Raw genomic sequence first — 15,248 nt, 5'->3', positions numbered from 1 at the left:
CGTTCCTACGCTCAGACGCCCGTGGTGACGTCGATCGACTGGCCTTCGGCCAGGCGAACGATCGCCTTCTTCACGTCGCTGCGCGTGTAGGGCTTGCCCTTCCAGCGCTTGGTCTTGCCCTTGGTGACCAGCGTGTTCACGCTGAGCACCTTGACGTCGAACAGCGCCTCGACGGCGGCCTTGATCGCCGGCTTGGTCGCGTCGTTCGCGACCTTGAACACCACGGCGTTGTTTTCGCTGAGCAGCGTCGACTTTTCAGTGATCACCGGAGCGAGGATGACGTCGTAATGACGCGCATCGACAGTTTTTGCCTTAGCCATTGCAGCGGGCCTCCAGCTTTTCGACCGCCGCGCGGGTCAGGACCAGCGTGTCGGCACGGATGATGTCATAGACGTTGGCACCGATGGCGGGCAGCGCGTCGACACCGATAAGGTTGGCCGAAGCCATGGCGAAGCTTTCGTGCACCGCATCACCGTCGATGAAGAGCGCGCGGTTGCCGAGGTCCATCTGGCCGAGCTTGCCGGCGAGCGCCTTGGTCTTCGCGTCCTTGAGCTCGAGCGTGTCGAGGACGACGAGCTTGCCGCCCTTCGCCTTGTCGCTCAAGGCCATCTTGAGGCCGAGGGTGCGGATCTTCTTGTTCAGCGAGTGGCCGAAGGTGCGGGCACGAGGGCCATGCGCCTTGCCGCCACCGATGAAGATCGGCGCCTTGCGGTCGCCATGACGTGCGGTACCGCCGCCCTTCTGGCGGCCGAACTTCTTGCCGGTGCGGGCGACGTCGCTGCGTTCGCGGGCGGCGCGAGCCGGACCACGGCGCTTTTCGAGCTGCCATGCGACGACGCGATGCAGGATGTCTGCACGGGCATCGACACCGAAGACGTCGTCGTTGAGATCGATGTCGGTGCCGGCCTTGCCGTCGAGGGTCTGAACCTTGACCTTCATGATCAGGACTCCTGTGCGCCGTCGGTGGCCGCGGTGTCGACGACGGTTTCTTCAACCGGCGTTTCGACCGGCGCGTCAGCCGGGGCTTCGTTGCTGTTGGCCGCGCTCTTGATGCCCGCCGGATAGGGGGCTTCGGGGTGGCGCGGCAGCTTCACCGCATCGCGGACGAGCAACCAGCCGCCCTTCGAGCCAGGGACCGAGCCCTTGACGAAGAGAAGGCCGCGCTCGACGTCGGTGCGGACGATTTCGAGATTCTGCTGGGTGCGGTTGCGCGCGCCCATGTGGCCCGCCATCTTCTTGTTCTTGAAGACGCGGCCCGGATCCTGGCGGTTACCGGTCGAACCATGCGCACGGTGGCTGATCGAAACACCGTGGGTCGCGCGCATACCGCCGAAACCCCAGCGCTTCATCGCACCGGCAAAGCCCTTACCCTGGGTCACGCCCTGGATGTCGACGATCTGCCCGGCGACGAAATGGTCGGCCGACAGTTCGGCGCCGACGTCGAGCGCCGCGTCGTCGGCGACGCGGAATTCGACGAGCTTCGCCTTGGGCTCGACTTCGGCCTTGCCATAGGCACCGCGCTGCGGCTTGGCGACGTTCTTCGCCTTGGCCGAACCGGCACCCAATTGAACGGCCACATAGCCGTCGCGTTCTTTATCGCGCACGGAGACGACCTGGCAGCCTTCAAGGCTCAGGACGGTGACGGGCACGTGGCGGCCGTCGTCCTGAAACAGGCGGGTCATCCCCATTTTCTTCGCGATCACGCCAGTACGCATGATCATACTCCTCAACAGAGGCCGGGCGGACCATTCCGCACGGCGTGTGGGACCCGATGAGGCAAGCCTCGACGGAACCCTCCCAACCCAAATTTCGATACATCGCCCCGTCCGGGCTGAGGTGCCGCCATCCCGGAGGATCAGCGGCGAGACGGGGGACGCAGCCCGGACCATGGTGCTTCGCAAGGAAGCGGTCCGGCGGTATCCACCCTATCGCAGTGCAGGCGCCTAAGCGTCCTGCCGATAGAGACCCCCGCTTTCGCGGGGGCTGCGCTGGCTTAGGCCAACTTGATCTCGACGTTCACGCCCGCGGCGAGGTCGAGCTTCATCAGCGCGTCGACCGTTTGCGGGGTGGGCTGCACGATGTCGAGCAGCCGCTTGTGGGTACGCACCTCGAACTGCTCGCGCGACTTTTTGTCGACATGCGGGCCGCGGTTCACGGTGAATTTTTCAATACGCGTCGGAAGCGGGATCGGACCGCGAATGAGTGCGCCCGTACGACGTGCCGTGTCGGCAATGTCGGTGGTGGCCTGATCGAGCACGCGGTGATCAAAGGCCTTCAGGCGAATGCGAATATTCTGCGTTTCCATGACTGTTCCAGTCGAATCCCGTCTAACGATGCGAAAGAGCCGAAATGGCCTGTACCGGCCCCCATCAGGAAGCCGGTCCGGCCATCAAAAACCTTTAAGCTACGAGCCGCGCGAATCGGTCCGAATCGCGCGGCTCGCGGCCCTATATTACTTTGTGATGGTCGCGACAACCCCTGCGCCGACCGTGCGGCCACCTTCGCGAATCGCGAAGCGCAGACCCGGGTCCATGGCGATCGGGGCGATCAGCTTGACCGACAGCTGGACGTTGTCGCCCGGCATGACCATCTCGGTGCCCTCGGGGAGGATGACCTCGCCGGTGACGTCGGTGGTGCGGAAGTAGAACTGCGGACGATAGTTCGCGAAGAACGGCGTGTGACGGCCGCCTTCGTCCTTCGACAGGACGTACACTTCCGAGGTGAATTCGGTGTGCGGCGTGATCGAGCCGGGCTTCGCCAGAACCTGGCCACGCTCGACTTCTTCACGGCCGACGCCGCGGATCAGCGCACCGATGTTGTCGCCGGCCTGGCCCTGGTCGAGCAGCTTGCGGAACATTTCGACGCCGGTGACGACGGTCTTCTTGGTGTCCTTGATGCCGACGATTTCGACTTCTTCACCCACCTTGACGATGCCGGTTTCGACGCGGCCGGTGACAACCGTACCACGGCCCGAGATCGAGAACACGTCTTCGATCGGCATCAGGAAGGGCTTGTCGAGCGGACGTTCCGGCTGCGGGATCCAGGCGTCGACGGCTTCCATCAGCTTCAGGATCGCTTCCTTGCCGATGTTGTCGTCGCGGCTTTCGAGCGCGGCAAGCGCCGAACCCGGGATGATCGGAATATTGTCGCCGTCGAAGTCGCGCTTCGAAAGCTCTTCGCGGATTTCGAGTTCGACGAGTTCGAGCAGCTCGGGATCGTCGAGCTGGTCGACCTTGTTGAGGAAGACGACCATGGTCGGAACGCCGACCTGCTTCGCGAGCAGGATGTGCTCCTTGGTCTGCGGCATCGGGCCGTCAGCGGCCGACACGACGAGGATCGCACCGTCCATCTGGGCGGCGCCGGTGATCATGTTCTTCACATAGTCGGCGTGACCCGGGCAGTCGACGTGCGCATAGTGGCGATCCTTGGTTTCATACTCGACGTGCGCCGTCGAAATGGTGATGCCGCGCTCGCGCTCTTCGGGAGCCTTGTCGATATTTTCGAAGTCGACCTTCTGCGACAGACCTTCTTCGGCGAGCACCTTGGTGATCGCGGCGGTCAGCGAGGTCTTGCCATGGTCGACGTGACCGATGGTGCCGATGTTGCAGTGCGGCTTCGTCCGCTCAAATTTAGCCTTGGCCATGATATTGAACCTTCTTGTTCGATGTTTGCGTTGATCAGTCCTGGACGAGCCTGCTGAATCAGGCGCCGCCCTTAGAGGGTCTTGCCGCGCGGTGCAAGCCCGCGCGGCCCAAGGTCTTAATTGGGACCCTATCAGGCCATCTTGGCCTTCACTTCTTCTGCCACGTTGTTCGGCACTTCTTCATAGTGCGAGAACTGCATGGAGTATTGCGCGCGACCCTGGGTGAAGGAACGCAGCTGGTTGACGTAGCCGAACATATTGGCAAGCGGGACCATGGCTTCAACCACCTGGGCGTTGCCCCGGCTGTCGGTGCCCTGGATCTGGCCACGGCGGCTGTTAAGGTCGCCGATGACGTCGCCCATGAATTCCTCGGGGGTGACGACTTCGACCTTCATCACCGGTTCGAGCAGCTTGATGCCGGCTTTCGCCGCCACTTCGCGCATCGCCGCACGGCCCGCGATTTCGAATGCCAGCGCCGACGAGTCGACGTCGTGATACGCACCGTCGGTCAGACGGATTTCGAAGTCGATGATCGGGAAGCCGATCATGTGACCGTTTTCGGCCGACTCGCGCATGCCCTTTTCGACCGACGGGATATATTCGCGCGGGATGTTGCCGCCCTTGATCTCGTCGACGAAGGTGATGCCCGAACCGCGTTCGCCGGGAGCGACGCTGACCTTCACGCGGCCGAACTGGCCCGAGCCGCCCGACTGCTTCTTGTGGGTGTAGTCGACGTCGACGGGCTTCGCGAGCGATTCGCGGTACGCCACCTGCGGCGCGCCGACATTCGCTTCAACCTTGAATTCGCGCTTCATGCGATCGACGAGGATGTCGAGGTGAAGCTCGCCCATGCCCTTGATGATCGTCTGGCCCGATTCATGGTCGGTCGACACGCGGAACGAGGGATCCTCGGCCGCGAGGCGGCTGAGGGCGATGCCCATCTTTTCCTGGTCGGCCTTGGTCTTGGGTTCGACCGACAGTTCGATCACCGGCTCGGGGAATTCCATCCGTTCAAGGATGATCGGCGCGTTGTTCGCGCAGAGCGTGTCCCCGGTGGTGGTTTCCTTGAGCCCCGCGAGCGCGACGATGTCGCCGGCGAACGCTTCTTCGATGTCTTCACGCGAGTTCGCGTGCATCAGGAGCATACGGCCGATCTTTTCCTTCTTGTCCTTGACCGAGTTCAGGTAGCTGCCCTTGGTCAGGGTGCCCGAATAGATGCGGGCGAAGGTGAGCGAACCGACGAACGGGTCGTTCATGATCTTGAACGCGAGCATCGAGAGCGGCGCCGAATCCGACGTCGCGCGCGAATCGGGTTCGTCGGTGTCGGGGTTGATGCCCTGAACGTCTTCGATGTCGAGCGGCGACGGCAGATAGTCGACGACCGCGTCGAGCAGGGTCTGGACGCCCTTGTTCTTGAACGCCGAGCCGCAGAGGACGGGCACGAACGCCTGGCCGAGCGTCCCCTTGCGGATCAGCTTCTTGAGCGTCGCGACGTCGGGCAAATTGCCTTCGAGATAGGCTTCCATCGCCTCGTCGTCCTGTTCGACGGCGAGTTCGACGAGCTTTTCGCGATATTCGGCCGCCTTGTCGGCGAGGTCGGCGGGGATCTCTTCATAGAAGAATTCGGCGCCGAGGCTTTCGTCCTTCCAGATGATCGCGCGTTCGTTGACGAGGTCGACGAGGCCCTTGAAGTCCGACTCCGCCCCGATGGGAAGATAGAGGACAGCCGGGACCGCACCCAGGCGATCGATGATCGTCTGGACGCAATAATAGAAATTGGCGCCGGTGCGGTCGAGCTTGTTGATGAAGCACATCCGCGGAACCTTGTACTTGTCCGCCTGGCGCCACACGGTTTCCGACTGCGGCTCGACGCCGGCAACGCCGTCGAACGCGGCAACCGCGCCGTCGAGGACGCGCAAGCTGCGTTCGACTTCGATCGTGAAGTCGACGTGTCCGGGGGTGTCGATGATGTTCAGACGATGTTCGGGGCCCTTGCCCTCATCGGCCTTCCACAGGCAGGTGGTGGCAGCCGACGTGATCGTGATGCCGCGTTCCTGTTCCTGTTCCATCCAGTCCATCGTCGCCGCGCCGTCGTGGACTTCGCCGATCTTGTAGGACTTGCCGGTATAATAGAGGATACGCTCGGTCGTCGTGGTCTTGCCGGCGTCGATGTGCGCCATGATCCCAAAGTTGCGATAATTTTCGAGCGGATGGCTGCGTGCCATGGTCTTTTCCTTGGATTTGGGGGGAGGCCTTTGGAGCCGCCCCCGATATAGGAAGTTTTGTTGCGATTGCGAGACGGGCCAAAGACCCGCCAGCGCTTACCAGCGGTAGTGGCTGAAAGCGCGGTTCGCTTCCGCCATGCGGTGCGTGTCTTCGCGCTTCTTGACCGCGTTGCCGCGGTTGTTCGACGCGTCGAGCAGTTCGCCCGAGAGGCGCGCGGCCATCGTGGTTTCGCTGCGGTTGCGCGCAGCCGTGATCAGCCAGCGGATCGCGAGCGCCTGCGCGCGGTCCGGGCGGACTTCGACCGGAACCTGATAGGTCGCACCGCCGACGCGGCGGCTGCGGACTTCGATGTTCGGGCGGATGTTCGCCAGCGCTTCGTGGAACACGCCGAGCGGTTCCTTCTTGGCGCGGGCTTCGACCGATTCGAGCGCACCGTAAACGATGCTTTCGGCGACGGACTTCTTCCCGTCCAGCATGACGCTGTTCATGAATTTCGACAGCACGACATCCCCGAAACGGGGATCGGGCAGGATTTCGCGGCGTTCAGGACGACGACGACGAGCCATGGGTAATTCCTTTTACAACAGCATCCCGGCGCCAAGGCAGCCTGGGATGATCAAATAGCCGAAAAAGCGGTCCTTATTTCGGACGCTTCGCGCCGTACTTCGAACGGCTCTGCTTGCGGTCCTTCACACCCTGCGTATCGAGCACGCCGCGCAGGACGTGGTAACGCACACCGGGAAGGTCGCGCACACGGCCGCCGCGGATCAGCACGACGCTGTGTTCCTGGAGGTTGTGGCCTTCGCCGGGGATGTAGGTGATGACTTCGCGGCTGTTGGTCAGGCGGACCTTCGCAACCTTGCGGAGCGCCGAGTTCGGCTTTTTCGGGGTCGTCGTATAGACACGGGTGCAAACGCCGCGCTTTTGCGGGTTTGCGTCCATCGCCGGGACCTTGGACTTCACCTTCTGGGGAGTCCGGCCCTTGCGGACCAGCTGGTTGATCGTGGGCATGAATGCTTCACCTTTAAATGTCCGCCCATCAAAGCGAACGGTTACTGTACCGCGGTGGATGAAGCTCCGGCCCGAAACCCGCCAAAACTGGCGAAAAACGGCCGACCTGATAACAGCAAAAGACCCCGGCAGACCGACAAGATCTTCCGGAGGCTCCATCCGCGCCAGCAATGTTCAAGCGCTGTTGCAACTGAAAGAGGCGGCAAACCGCCCTTTTCTGTCGAGCGGGCCCCTAGACCCGATTCCGCCTGCGGTCAAGGGGCAGGCAATATTGTTGCGCCGCGCGGGACAGGCTATCGCCCGCCCATGCCAGGCGTCCGCCACACGAGCTTTGCTCCGCACGTCGCGCCCGATACGCGGCTGCTGATTTTGGGAAGCCTGCCCGGCGCCCGCTCGCTGGCTGCGCGGCAATATTATGCGCATCCGACCAACCAGTTCTGGCGCCTGCTGGGCGAGGTAGCGGGCCGGCCGCTCGCCGACATGCCCTATGACGACAGGCTGGCCGCGCTGCGCGAGGCGAAGGTCGGCCTGTGGGACGTGATTCGCAGCGCCGAACGCCGCACAAGCAGCGACAGCCGCATCCGCGAAGCCGAAGCCCACGACCTCGCAGCGCTGGTCGCAGGTTTGCCGGAACTGCGAATGATCGCGTTCAACGGCGGCAAGGCGGCGGCGATCGGACGGAAGCAGCTGCCGCCACTCAAGGATATTGCCATCGTCGACCTGCCTTCGAGCAGTGCGGCGAATACCCGCGGCTTTTCGGCGAAGCTGGAGCGGTGGCGGCAACTTCGCCAAGCGCTGGTCAACGAATAATCCTCGCTGTCGCGTAGCGATGGGGAGGGGAGGGGACCGCTCGCGCAGCGAGTGGCGGAGGGGCCGCGACGGTCGTGCTCTCCGTCAGCGCTTCGCGCTGCCACCTCCCCATGGCCTTCGGCCACAGGGAGGATAATTTCAGTCAGTCGACCACGTTCCCGCGCGCCATCACGAAGTCGACCGTCTTGAGCACCCGCACATCGGCGAGCGGGTCGCTGGCGACCGCGATGATGTCGGCGCTCTTGCCGGGAGCGATCGTGCCGATCTGATCGGACAGGCCGAGCAGGTCGGCGGCGTTCACCGTCGCCGCCTTCAGTGCCTCGACGGGAGTCATGCCATGCTGGACCATCAGTTCGAACTCGTCGGCGTTGCGGCCATGTTTCGACACGCCGGCGTCGGTGCCGAAGGCGATGCGCACACCGCGCGGAACCAGCTTTTCGAGGCTCTGGCCGGTGATGCCGATGCGCCACCGGATCTTCGCCAGCACATCGGGTTCGTAGGCGGCGGCGTTCGCGGCGAGGCGTTCCTTGTAACCGTTCACCGTCGACAATGTGGGGACATAATAGGTTTTCGATTTCGCCCAGGCGGCGATCGTCGCGTCGTCGAGGATCGTACCATGCTCGATCGAATCGGCGCCTGCGTCGATCGCGAGGCGGATACCGTCGGCGCCGTGCGCGTGGACCGCGACCTTTTTGCCGAACATATGCGCGGTTTCGACGATCGCTTTGGCTTCGTCGTCGAACATCTGCTTGCCGAGACCGGCCCCGATGCGGCTGTTGACCCCGCCGGTCGAGGCGAATTTGATCACGTCGGCGCCGCGGCCGATCTGGAGCCGCACCGCGCGGCGGCAATCGTCGGCGCCGTCGCAGGTGTTGCCCGCACCCGCGAAAAACGGCCGAAGCTCGTCGCGATAACCAAGCGAGCCGTCCATATGCCCCGCGCTGCCCGAAATGCTGGCGCCGGCATCGACGATGCGCGGCCCCTGCACCTTGCCCGCGAGGATCGCGTCGCGCAGCGCCAGCGTCGCCCCGTCGCCATCGCCGAGGTTGCGCACGGTCGTGAAGCCCGCGCGCAGCGTCTTCATGCCGTTGACCTCGGCATTGAAGGCCTGCGCCGCGGGGCTGAGCGTCATTTCTTCGAGCTGCCCCGCGATGCCGCCCGCGTCGCTGGTCAGATGGACATGGGCGTCGATAAGGCCGGGGAGAATATATTTGTCCTTGAGGTCGATCAGCATCGCTCCGGGCTCCGCCGCCTGATAACCGTCGACAATGCTGACGATCTTGCCGCCCTCGACGATAATCGTCGAGGCACCGCGCGCCGGCTTGCCGGGTTCGGCGAGCAATTGCCCGGCGTGGATGACGGTGCGCGCGGGCGGCTGTGCGGCCAGCGGCGCCGCGAGCGCTGCGCCGAACAGCGCAAGCGGAAGGAGGTAAAACGGCTTCATTTCTGCATCCCCTGTTTCGAATTGGGGAGCGTTAAAGCCGATCAGAAGCCCCTCGTAAAGCGGAGCGCCGCGCCCTTGTCGTCGGGCATCGCGGCGATGTGGCCGGGATCGCGGCGCCACCATGTGTTGGCGATGAACTCGCCCCCGAACAGCGGCAGCGCGTAGCTCGCCTCTGCGACCAGTTCGCGGCCCGTCGGCGCGAGATTATAGGTACGATGGCCGAAATCGGTGCGGCCGCTGGCATAGTCATGCCCGACGGGAAGCATCAGGTCGAGGCCGCCGCGCGCGACGCGCAAGGGCTGCGCGAAACGGAGCGCGGCATGGTCGCCGGAGCGGAAAAGGCTTGCCCTTGCGACGTCGAAGGAGAAGGCGCTCGACCAGAGCGATCCGCCGGCGACAAGACCGCCCCGGTCGGACCGCGTCCACATCTGGCGCCATGCGCCCGACAGGTTCCAGCCGCGTCCGACCCCGACGCCGAAGCTCGCGTCGCCGACGAGGCTGGTCGCTCCGCCGGCGCCGAAGACGGGGCCGAGGCGCGCACCGAGCAGGCTGTCCGATTCGCGGAGCCAGCTGGCGCCGAGCGCGGCGCGGACGGGGCCGAGGCGCGCGTCCCACGCGGCGCCGACGCGTTGGTAGCGGCCGTCGCGGCGCGAGCGGTAGCGGAGGAGCGGATCGTCCTGCCAGCGTGAGCCCGACACCCATCCCTGTTCGGCATAGATATTAACATATTGATTTTTCACTATATTATAACGGACAAGTGCCCCAGCGCCCGGACTGGCGGCGAAGCCCAGCCCCGCGTGCGCAGCGTCGCCGATCAGCATCGCATGGCCGTTTTCGCCGCGCTCTCCCGCGAGCAGCCCGCCAGTGCCCCGCCCCGCCGCGAAGCCGAAACGCGTCCGCGCGTCGATGCGCGTCATTACCGAGGCGGCAAGGGTGCGGGCGCGCTGCGCATCGTGGAAGGAGAGCCCCGCGAGCGCGTCGGTGCCGCCCGCGCCCGGCGCGGTGACGAGCGAGAGCGCGAGCGACGAACTGGCGGCACTTTGCTGGCGGACGAGACCGCCGATCGCGCCCGACAGTTTGAAATCGGGACGGCGGATACCGAGCGAGCCGCCGAAATCGACGTTGAAGGCGCGGCCAAAACCGTCGGTGACGAGCCCGACCGTGCCCGCACCACCGGCATCGCCCATGGGCCCGCCGAGCAGGCCGAGCGGTGCGCCGAGCGGCACCGCCGTCGAGGTCCCCGTCAGCGCGGTCGCGCCCATCGGCTGGAAAGCGCGCGCGATGTCGAGGATACCCTGCCCATAGACGCCGTCGGCGCCCGCCGCGCCCGCATCGCGCGCCGACTGGTAGAGAAGCGAGACGATCTGCTGGCTCGACAGGTTCGGGAAGGCCTCTGCGATCAGCGCGACCGCGCCCGCGACTTGCGGCGCGGCGAAGCTGGTGCCGTTCAGCACGAAGACGAAATTGCCCTCGGTCTTGAGCGCGCCATTTTCATAGGCACAGCACACGCCTTCGCCCAGCGCCGCAAGATAGGAGCCGGCATAGCCGCCCGCACGGTTGCTGAACGGGGAGATCGTGCCGCTGCCGTCGACCGACCCCGCGATCACGACAAGGCCGCCGCCGGCATCGCGCAGCCCCTGTGCGAAGCGATCGGGATTGTTCGGATCATTGCCGTTTGCGCTCGTATCGCCCTCATTCCCCGCCGCGACGATAACGATGATCCCCGCCGCTGTCGCGCGCGCGACAGCGGCGCGCAGCGACGCGCCGGGCGGATCTTCGCCGCCAAGCGAGATGTTGACGACACGCGCGCCCGCGCTGACCGCCCGGTCGAGCCCGGCGGCGATCGCGGTTTCGGGATAGCGGCAGCCGCTTTCATCGTTCGACGGATCCTCGGTCGCGCAGCTGCCCGGCCGGTCGGCGCGCAGCACAAGCAGGCTGGCGTCGAAGGCGATGCCGAAGGTGCCCGCGTCATTCTTTCCCCCGAGCAGGATCTGCGCGACATTGGTACCGTGCGTCCCTTCGCCGTCGATGCCGCGCGAGCCGGCAAGATCGGCCGAAGCAGACGAGATGCGCCCGGCGAATTCGGGGCTGTCGAGGTCGATGCCGTCGTCGATGACCCCCGCCAATATGCCCTGCCCCGTCGCCCCCGCCTGATAGGCGGTGATCGCGCCGTGGAAATTGACGCCGTCGGATCGTCGCGTTTCGCCGGTGTTGAAATTGCCCGTCGGCGGCGGAGTCGGGGTCGGGGCCGGCGCGGGCGCGGGCGGCGGGGCCGGCGTCGGCGAAGGGCGCGCGCCGCCGCCTCCACCGCCGCAGCTGGCTAGCGAGAATGCCGCGATTCCCAGCAAAAGGGGTAAAGGCCGTTCAGCCATCCGGTGGATGCGCCTGCGTCGGTTCGCGTCGGCCATCGCCGTTCCCCTTACCCTGATCGCCCGCTTTTAACGCGGCGACGGCGCAAGGGGTAGCATCATGCGGTTAATTGCGCGTTCCCGATCCGCGCCTTGCCCCGGCGCGCGCGCGTCTCTATGCGCCGCGCCATGCCCGCCGCGCTCGACCATATCGACAGCTGGATCTTCGATCTCGACAACACGCTTTATCCGCCGTCGGCGAAGCTGTTCGACCTGATCGACGAACGCATGGGCGCCTTCATCATGCGGCTCCTCGGGGTCGATGCGGTCGAGGCGCGGCGGGTGCAGAAGCAATATTTCCACGACCATGGCACGACGATGGCGGGGTTGATGCGCCACCATGGCGTCGATCCCGAGGATTTCCTGATCGACGTCCATGATATCGCGCTCGACCGGCTGCGCGTCGATGCGCGGCTCCGCGCGGGGCTCGAGCGGCTGCCGGGCCGCAAGCTGATATTCACCAACGCCGACGCCGATTATGCGGCGCGCGTGCTCGATGCGCGCGGGATCGCCGACCTGTTCGACGGCATCTGCGACATTCGCATCACGCGCTATACGCCCAAGCCCGACGCGGCGGCTTATGACATGATGGTCGCACACCTCGGTGTCGATCCTGCGAAGAGCCTGTTCGTCGAGGATATGGCGCGCAATCTGACACCCGCCAAGGCGCTGGGGATGACGACGGTGTGGCTGGACAATGGCAGCGAAAGCGGCCATCGCGACCACCTGCCCGACCATGTCGATTTTCACGCAACCGACATCGCCGACTGGCTCGACACCTTGCCTTCACCTTGGGGAATTTCATGACGACCGACCTGCAGAGCACGATCGAAGCCGCGTGGGAAACGCGCGACACGCTGGGGCTGACGACGACGGGCGCGGTGCGCGAGGCGGTCGACGGTGCGCTCGAAGGACTCGATAACGGCAGCTACCGGGTCGCCGAGCGGGATTCGGGCGGCACCTGGCAGGTCAACCAGTGGTTGAAAAAGGCGGTGCTGCTGTCGTTCCGCCTCAACGACATGGAGATCATCGAGGGCGGCGCCGGCGGCGCGACCTGGTGGGACAAGGTGCCGTCCAAATTCGCCGGCTGGGGCGAGAACCGTTTTCGGGGCGCAGGCTTCCGCGCGGTGCCCGGATCGATCGTCCGCCGCGGCGCCTTCATCAGCAAGGGCGTGGTGTTGATGCCAAGCTTCGTCAATATCGGCGCCTATGTCGGCGAGGGGTCGATGGTCGACGCCTGGGCGACGGTCGGCAGTTGCGCGCAGATCGGCGCGAACGTCCACCTGTCGGGCGGCGCGGGGATCGGCGGCGTGCTCGAGCCGTTGCAGGCGGGGCCGGTGGTGATCGAGGACGGCGCCTTCATCGGCGCGCGCGCCGAAGTCGCCGAAGGCGTGATCGTGCGCGAGGGCGCGGTGCTGTCGATGGGCGTCTACCTCGGCGCATCGACCAAGATCGTCGACCGCGCGACGGGCGAAATTTTCATCGGCGAAGTCCCCGCTTACTCGGTCGTCGTACCCGGATCGCTGCCGGGCAAGCCGCTGCCCGACGGGACGCCGGGGCCGTCGCTTTACTGCGCGGTCATCGTCAAGCGCGTCGATGCACAGACGCGCGCCAAGACCGGGATCAACGAGCTGCTGCGCGACTGATCGCGGCGGGCGACAGGCAGGGGACATCGTCGGCCGTCCAGTCGATGTCATAGGTTGCGGGGACGGGCTTGCGCGCTTGGCTCGGCGCAGAATCGCCCATCGGTTCGTACGAGATCCAGCCCTTGCTGTTGTCGAACGCCGCGATCCGGTCATTGTCGCGCCGCGCGCTGGCGGCGTCGATTTCCACGCTATCGACGCGAAAGCCGCGGATCATGCGAATCGAACCGTCGCGAATGTCGAACGCGCGATAATAGTTTTTCCCGAAGATGCGGGTGTCGAAGCCCGACTTGTACGTCCAGTTCGCGGGGCTGGTCGTCGACGGTAAGCGAAGCGTCGTCACGCTGCAGGAAAATTCGGGCGTGTTGGCAAAAGGCAGGTCCTGATCCTGGTCGGCCGGCCGGAACCGCTTTTCGGGCGGGCTGAAACCGCCGCCCGGCAACGCCAGCGACCGCGAATCCCCGTCTTTTTCCCAATCGACCTCCCACGAACCCACGACCGTCAGCACGCTCGCCGCGGCCTTTTCGTCATAGTGCAACTTGACTTCGTCGACCGTCTGCCAGGTGCCGCCGACGATTTGCTGGCGCATGCCCGTCAACAATTGGTCGTTGCTGAGCCCCGACAGCTGCGCATGTTGCTGCAGGCCGGCGATGCCGCGGGTGATCGTGGTGTTCGTCACGCGGGCGGGCGCATCGAAGCCGGCGCGAGCGTCGATTTCATACAGGCTGATCTCGTTGGGCCGTGCCGCCGGACGCCATTCGCGTTTTTCGAGACCGCTGCCGCGCGCGCTGAGCGGCAGGACCCAGCGATAGTCGATCACCGGATCGAGCGAGGGAATCGCGCCGGGCGGCATCGTGCCGTCGAGCCAATATTGTTTGCCGTCGATCCGGGCGCGGACGAGGACATGATCGAAGAGCCCCGGATTCGGCAAGCGTTCGTCGAAACCGTCGTCAGTCCCCTGGTTGTTGGCGACCACCACCTCGGCCTCGATACCCAGTTCGGCAAGCAGCCCGAGCAGCAGCGCGGTCTTCCCCTTGCAATCGCCATAGCGGCGCTGCCAGGTCTCGTCGGCGTTGGCGGGAGTCAGATTGCCGTCGCCGAGCCCGACATAGATATAGCGGACATCTTGCTGAACCAGCTTGAGCGCCGCCGCCGCGCGATCGAGCGGGCGCGGATAGGCCGCGGCGATCTGGCGCGCCTCTTCCTTGAGCGGCGAGCCATCGGGCAGGAGCGACGCCTTGGCATAGAGCGGGGCAAAATGCCGCGACACCGCCGCCCAGTCGGCAAAGTCGCTGTATTCGACCATCCGCCGCCATTGGTACCGCGCCGGCGCGTCCTTCGCCGGCGTCAGCGTTGCAGGATTGTCGAACAGGAAATCGACGCCGTTCCGCCCTTGCTTGGCGACCGCCGCCATGTCCGGGGTCATTCTGACGTTGGGCTTTTGCCCCTCGTCCCAGCTGAGCCCGAGGCGGAACCGCCCGGGCTGCGGGTTGGGAAGCAGGAAGAGCAGGCCCGAATCATTCTTCGCCAGCGTCGGATCATTCGACCGCGTGGTCAGCCCGACCTCGAGCTCGTCGCCGACGCGGAGGTCGGGCACCCGCAGCACCGCCGTGAGCACGCCGTCGAGCATCGCCGCTTCCAGCTGGTCTTCGCGTCGCAATATTTCAAAGGAGGCGTTTTCGAGCACGTCGATCTTTGTCCCGCCGCGGTAGACATTGATCATGTGGACGACCGGCGGACCCGATGCCGGGTTCCAGGCGATCGAGATATTGCCGATTTGCAGGGCATTGGGGTGCAGGAGCCGCATCCGGTAGCCGAGATATTGCGCCTGTCCCCGGTCGTCGAGATGCGCGATTATGTCCTGTCCGCGAACGAAAAGCATCCCGCTCGCCCCGTCGGGGACCGGCATCAGTTCGGACGGAACCACCCAGTCCGGCACCGGTCCCCGCTGAACCTCGCTGTCCTCGCCCCTCGCCGGTGTCGCAGCAAGCGCGAGCGCCAGCACCATGAAACCCGTCGTGCGCAATTCGATCCCCCCGGCAATTTCCCGACATCATGTAGAA

14 protein-coding genes are annotated in these 15,248 nt (G+C 65.2%); 3 read left to right on the top strand and 11 right to left on the bottom strand.

Annotated elements, in window-relative coordinates; all coding sequences use genetic code 11:
- Positions 1-11: 11 nt before the first annotated feature.
- The 8 genes from HDC35_RS10595 to rpsL form a co-directional block, all read right to left on the bottom strand.
- Positions 12-320 (bottom strand): 50S ribosomal protein L23, encoded by a 309-nt coding sequence (locus tag HDC35_RS10595; RefSeq protein ID WP_184646409.1) that lies wholly within the window; start codon positions 318-320, stop codon positions 12-14.
- Positions 313-939, bottom strand: coding sequence for a 50S ribosomal protein L4 (gene rplD, locus HDC35_RS10590; RefSeq protein WP_184646407.1), 627 nt, complete (start codon positions 937-939; stop codon positions 313-315). The genes HDC35_RS10595 and rplD overlap by 8 nt, the downstream gene beginning before the upstream one ends.
- Positions 940-941: 2 nt before the next feature.
- Complete coding sequence (rplC, locus tag HDC35_RS10585) at positions 942-1,715, bottom strand: 50S ribosomal protein L3 (RefSeq protein WP_184646405.1); 774 nt, start codon at positions 1,713-1,715, stop codon at positions 942-944.
- A gap of 278 nt (positions 1,716-1,993) precedes the next feature.
- A complete protein-coding gene (gene rpsJ, locus HDC35_RS10580) occupies positions 1,994-2,305 on the bottom strand; it encodes a 30S ribosomal protein S10 (protein WP_003042199.1) in 312 nt (103 codons plus the stop codon).
- A 147-nt stretch (positions 2,306-2,452) separates the two neighbouring features.
- Positions 2,453-3,643, bottom strand: coding sequence for an elongation factor Tu (tuf, locus tag HDC35_RS10575; RefSeq protein WP_058805194.1), 1,191 nt, complete (start codon positions 3,641-3,643; stop codon positions 2,453-2,455).
- Positions 3,644-3,774: 131 nt separating this feature from the next.
- Positions 3,775-5,868, bottom strand: a complete 2,094-nt coding sequence (gene fusA / locus HDC35_RS10570) for an elongation factor G (protein WP_184646403.1) — start codon at positions 5,866-5,868, stop codon at positions 3,775-3,777.
- A gap of 96 nt (positions 5,869-5,964) precedes the next feature.
- Positions 5,965-6,435 (bottom strand): 30S ribosomal protein S7, encoded by a 471-nt coding sequence (gene rpsG / locus HDC35_RS10565; protein WP_033074359.1) that lies wholly within the window; start codon positions 6,433-6,435, stop codon positions 5,965-5,967.
- Positions 6,436-6,508: 73 nt separating this feature from the next.
- Positions 6,509-6,880 (bottom strand): 30S ribosomal protein S12, encoded by a 372-nt coding sequence (rpsL, locus tag HDC35_RS10560; protein WP_058805196.1) that lies wholly within the window; start codon positions 6,878-6,880, stop codon positions 6,509-6,511.
- 306 nt (positions 6,881-7,186) lie between these two features.
- Between rpsL and HDC35_RS10555 the strand changes: the two genes are divergently transcribed.
- A complete protein-coding gene (locus HDC35_RS10555; RefSeq protein ID WP_184646401.1) occupies positions 7,187-7,690 on the top strand; it encodes a DNA-deoxyinosine glycosylase in 504 nt (167 codons plus the stop codon).
- Between the two features lie 142 nt (positions 7,691-7,832).
- On the opposite strand, the gene HDC35_RS10550 is transcribed toward HDC35_RS10555, so the two are convergent.
- Both HDC35_RS10550 and HDC35_RS10545 read right to left on the bottom strand, forming a co-directional pair.
- On the bottom strand, positions 7,833-9,134 hold the full coding sequence (locus tag HDC35_RS10550) for an amidohydrolase family protein (RefSeq protein WP_184646399.1): 1,302 nt from the start codon (positions 9,132-9,134) through the stop codon (positions 7,833-7,835).
- Positions 9,135-9,175: 41 nt separating this feature from the next.
- Entirely contained in the window at positions 9,176-11,542 is a 2,367-nt protein-coding gene (locus HDC35_RS10545; RefSeq protein WP_184646397.1) for a S8 family peptidase, read from the bottom strand.
- 129 nt (positions 11,543-11,671) lie between these two features.
- Between HDC35_RS10545 and HDC35_RS10540 the strand changes: the two genes are divergently transcribed.
- On the top strand, positions 11,672-12,349 hold the full coding sequence (locus HDC35_RS10540) for a pyrimidine 5'-nucleotidase (RefSeq protein ID WP_184646395.1): 678 nt from the start codon (positions 11,672-11,674) through the stop codon (positions 12,347-12,349).
- Positions 12,346-13,188: a 2,3,4,5-tetrahydropyridine-2,6-dicarboxylate N-succinyltransferase gene (gene dapD / locus HDC35_RS10535; RefSeq protein ID WP_184646393.1), complete on the top strand. Its 843-nt coding sequence runs from the start codon at positions 12,346-12,348 to the stop codon at positions 13,186-13,188. Before HDC35_RS10540 ends, dapD begins: the two co-directional genes overlap by 4 nt.
- Here dapD and HDC35_RS10530 read toward each other — a convergent pair.
- Complete coding sequence (locus HDC35_RS10530) at positions 13,166-15,211, bottom strand: DUF3857 domain-containing protein (RefSeq protein WP_260397650.1); 2,046 nt, start codon at positions 15,209-15,211, stop codon at positions 13,166-13,168. The genes dapD and HDC35_RS10530 overlap by 23 nt on opposite strands.
- Between the last annotated feature and the right edge of the window lie 37 nt (positions 15,212-15,248).

This window comes from Sphingopyxis sp. JAI128 (assembly GCF_014207235.1).
GTDB lineage: Bacteria > Pseudomonadota > Alphaproteobacteria > Sphingomonadales > Sphingomonadaceae > Sphingopyxis.
Note: the sequence above shows the minus strand (reverse complement) of the source record. Positions and strands in the feature narration are given on the sequence as shown.

Excerpts from the sequence above, each read along its gene's own strand:
- rplD (WP_184646407.1), bottom strand. The coding sequence starts at position 939 with ATGAAGGTCAAGGTTCAGACCCTCGACGGCAAGGCCGGCACCGACATC.
- rpsJ (WP_003042199.1), bottom strand. The coding sequence starts at position 2,305 with ATGGAAACGCAGAATATTCGCATTCGCCTGAAGGCCTTTGATCACCGC.
- HDC35_RS10550 (WP_184646399.1), bottom strand. The coding sequence starts at position 9,134 with ATGAAGCCGTTTTACCTCCTTCCGCTTGCGCTGTTCGGCGCAGCGCTC.
- fusA (WP_184646403.1), bottom strand. The coding sequence starts at position 5,868 with ATGGCACGCAGCCATCCGCTCGAAAATTATCGCAACTTTGGGATCATG.
- rpsL (WP_058805196.1), bottom strand. The coding sequence starts at position 6,880 with ATGCCCACGATCAACCAGCTGGTCCGCAAGGGCCGGACTCCCCAGAAG.
- rpsG (WP_033074359.1), bottom strand. The coding sequence starts at position 6,435 with ATGGCTCGTCGTCGTCGTCCTGAACGCCGCGAAATCCTGCCCGATCCC.
- tuf (WP_058805194.1), bottom strand. The coding sequence starts at position 3,643 with ATGGCCAAGGCTAAATTTGAGCGGACGAAGCCGCACTGCAACATCGGC.
- dapD (WP_184646393.1), top strand. The coding sequence starts at position 12,346 with ATGACGACCGACCTGCAGAGCACGATCGAAGCCGCGTGGGAAACGCGC.
- HDC35_RS10595 (WP_184646409.1), bottom strand. The coding sequence starts at position 320 with ATGGCTAAGGCAAAAACTGTCGATGCGCGTCATTACGACGTCATCCTC.
- HDC35_RS10545 (WP_184646397.1), bottom strand. The coding sequence starts at position 11,542 with ATGGCCGACGCGAACCGACGCAGGCGCATCCACCGGATGGCTGAACGG.
- HDC35_RS10540 (WP_184646395.1), top strand. The coding sequence starts at position 11,672 with ATGCCCGCCGCGCTCGACCATATCGACAGCTGGATCTTCGATCTCGAC.
- HDC35_RS10555 (WP_184646401.1), top strand. The coding sequence starts at position 7,187 with ATGCCAGGCGTCCGCCACACGAGCTTTGCTCCGCACGTCGCGCCCGAT.
- rplC (WP_184646405.1), bottom strand. The coding sequence starts at position 1,715 with ATGCGTACTGGCGTGATCGCGAAGAAAATGGGGATGACCCGCCTGTTT.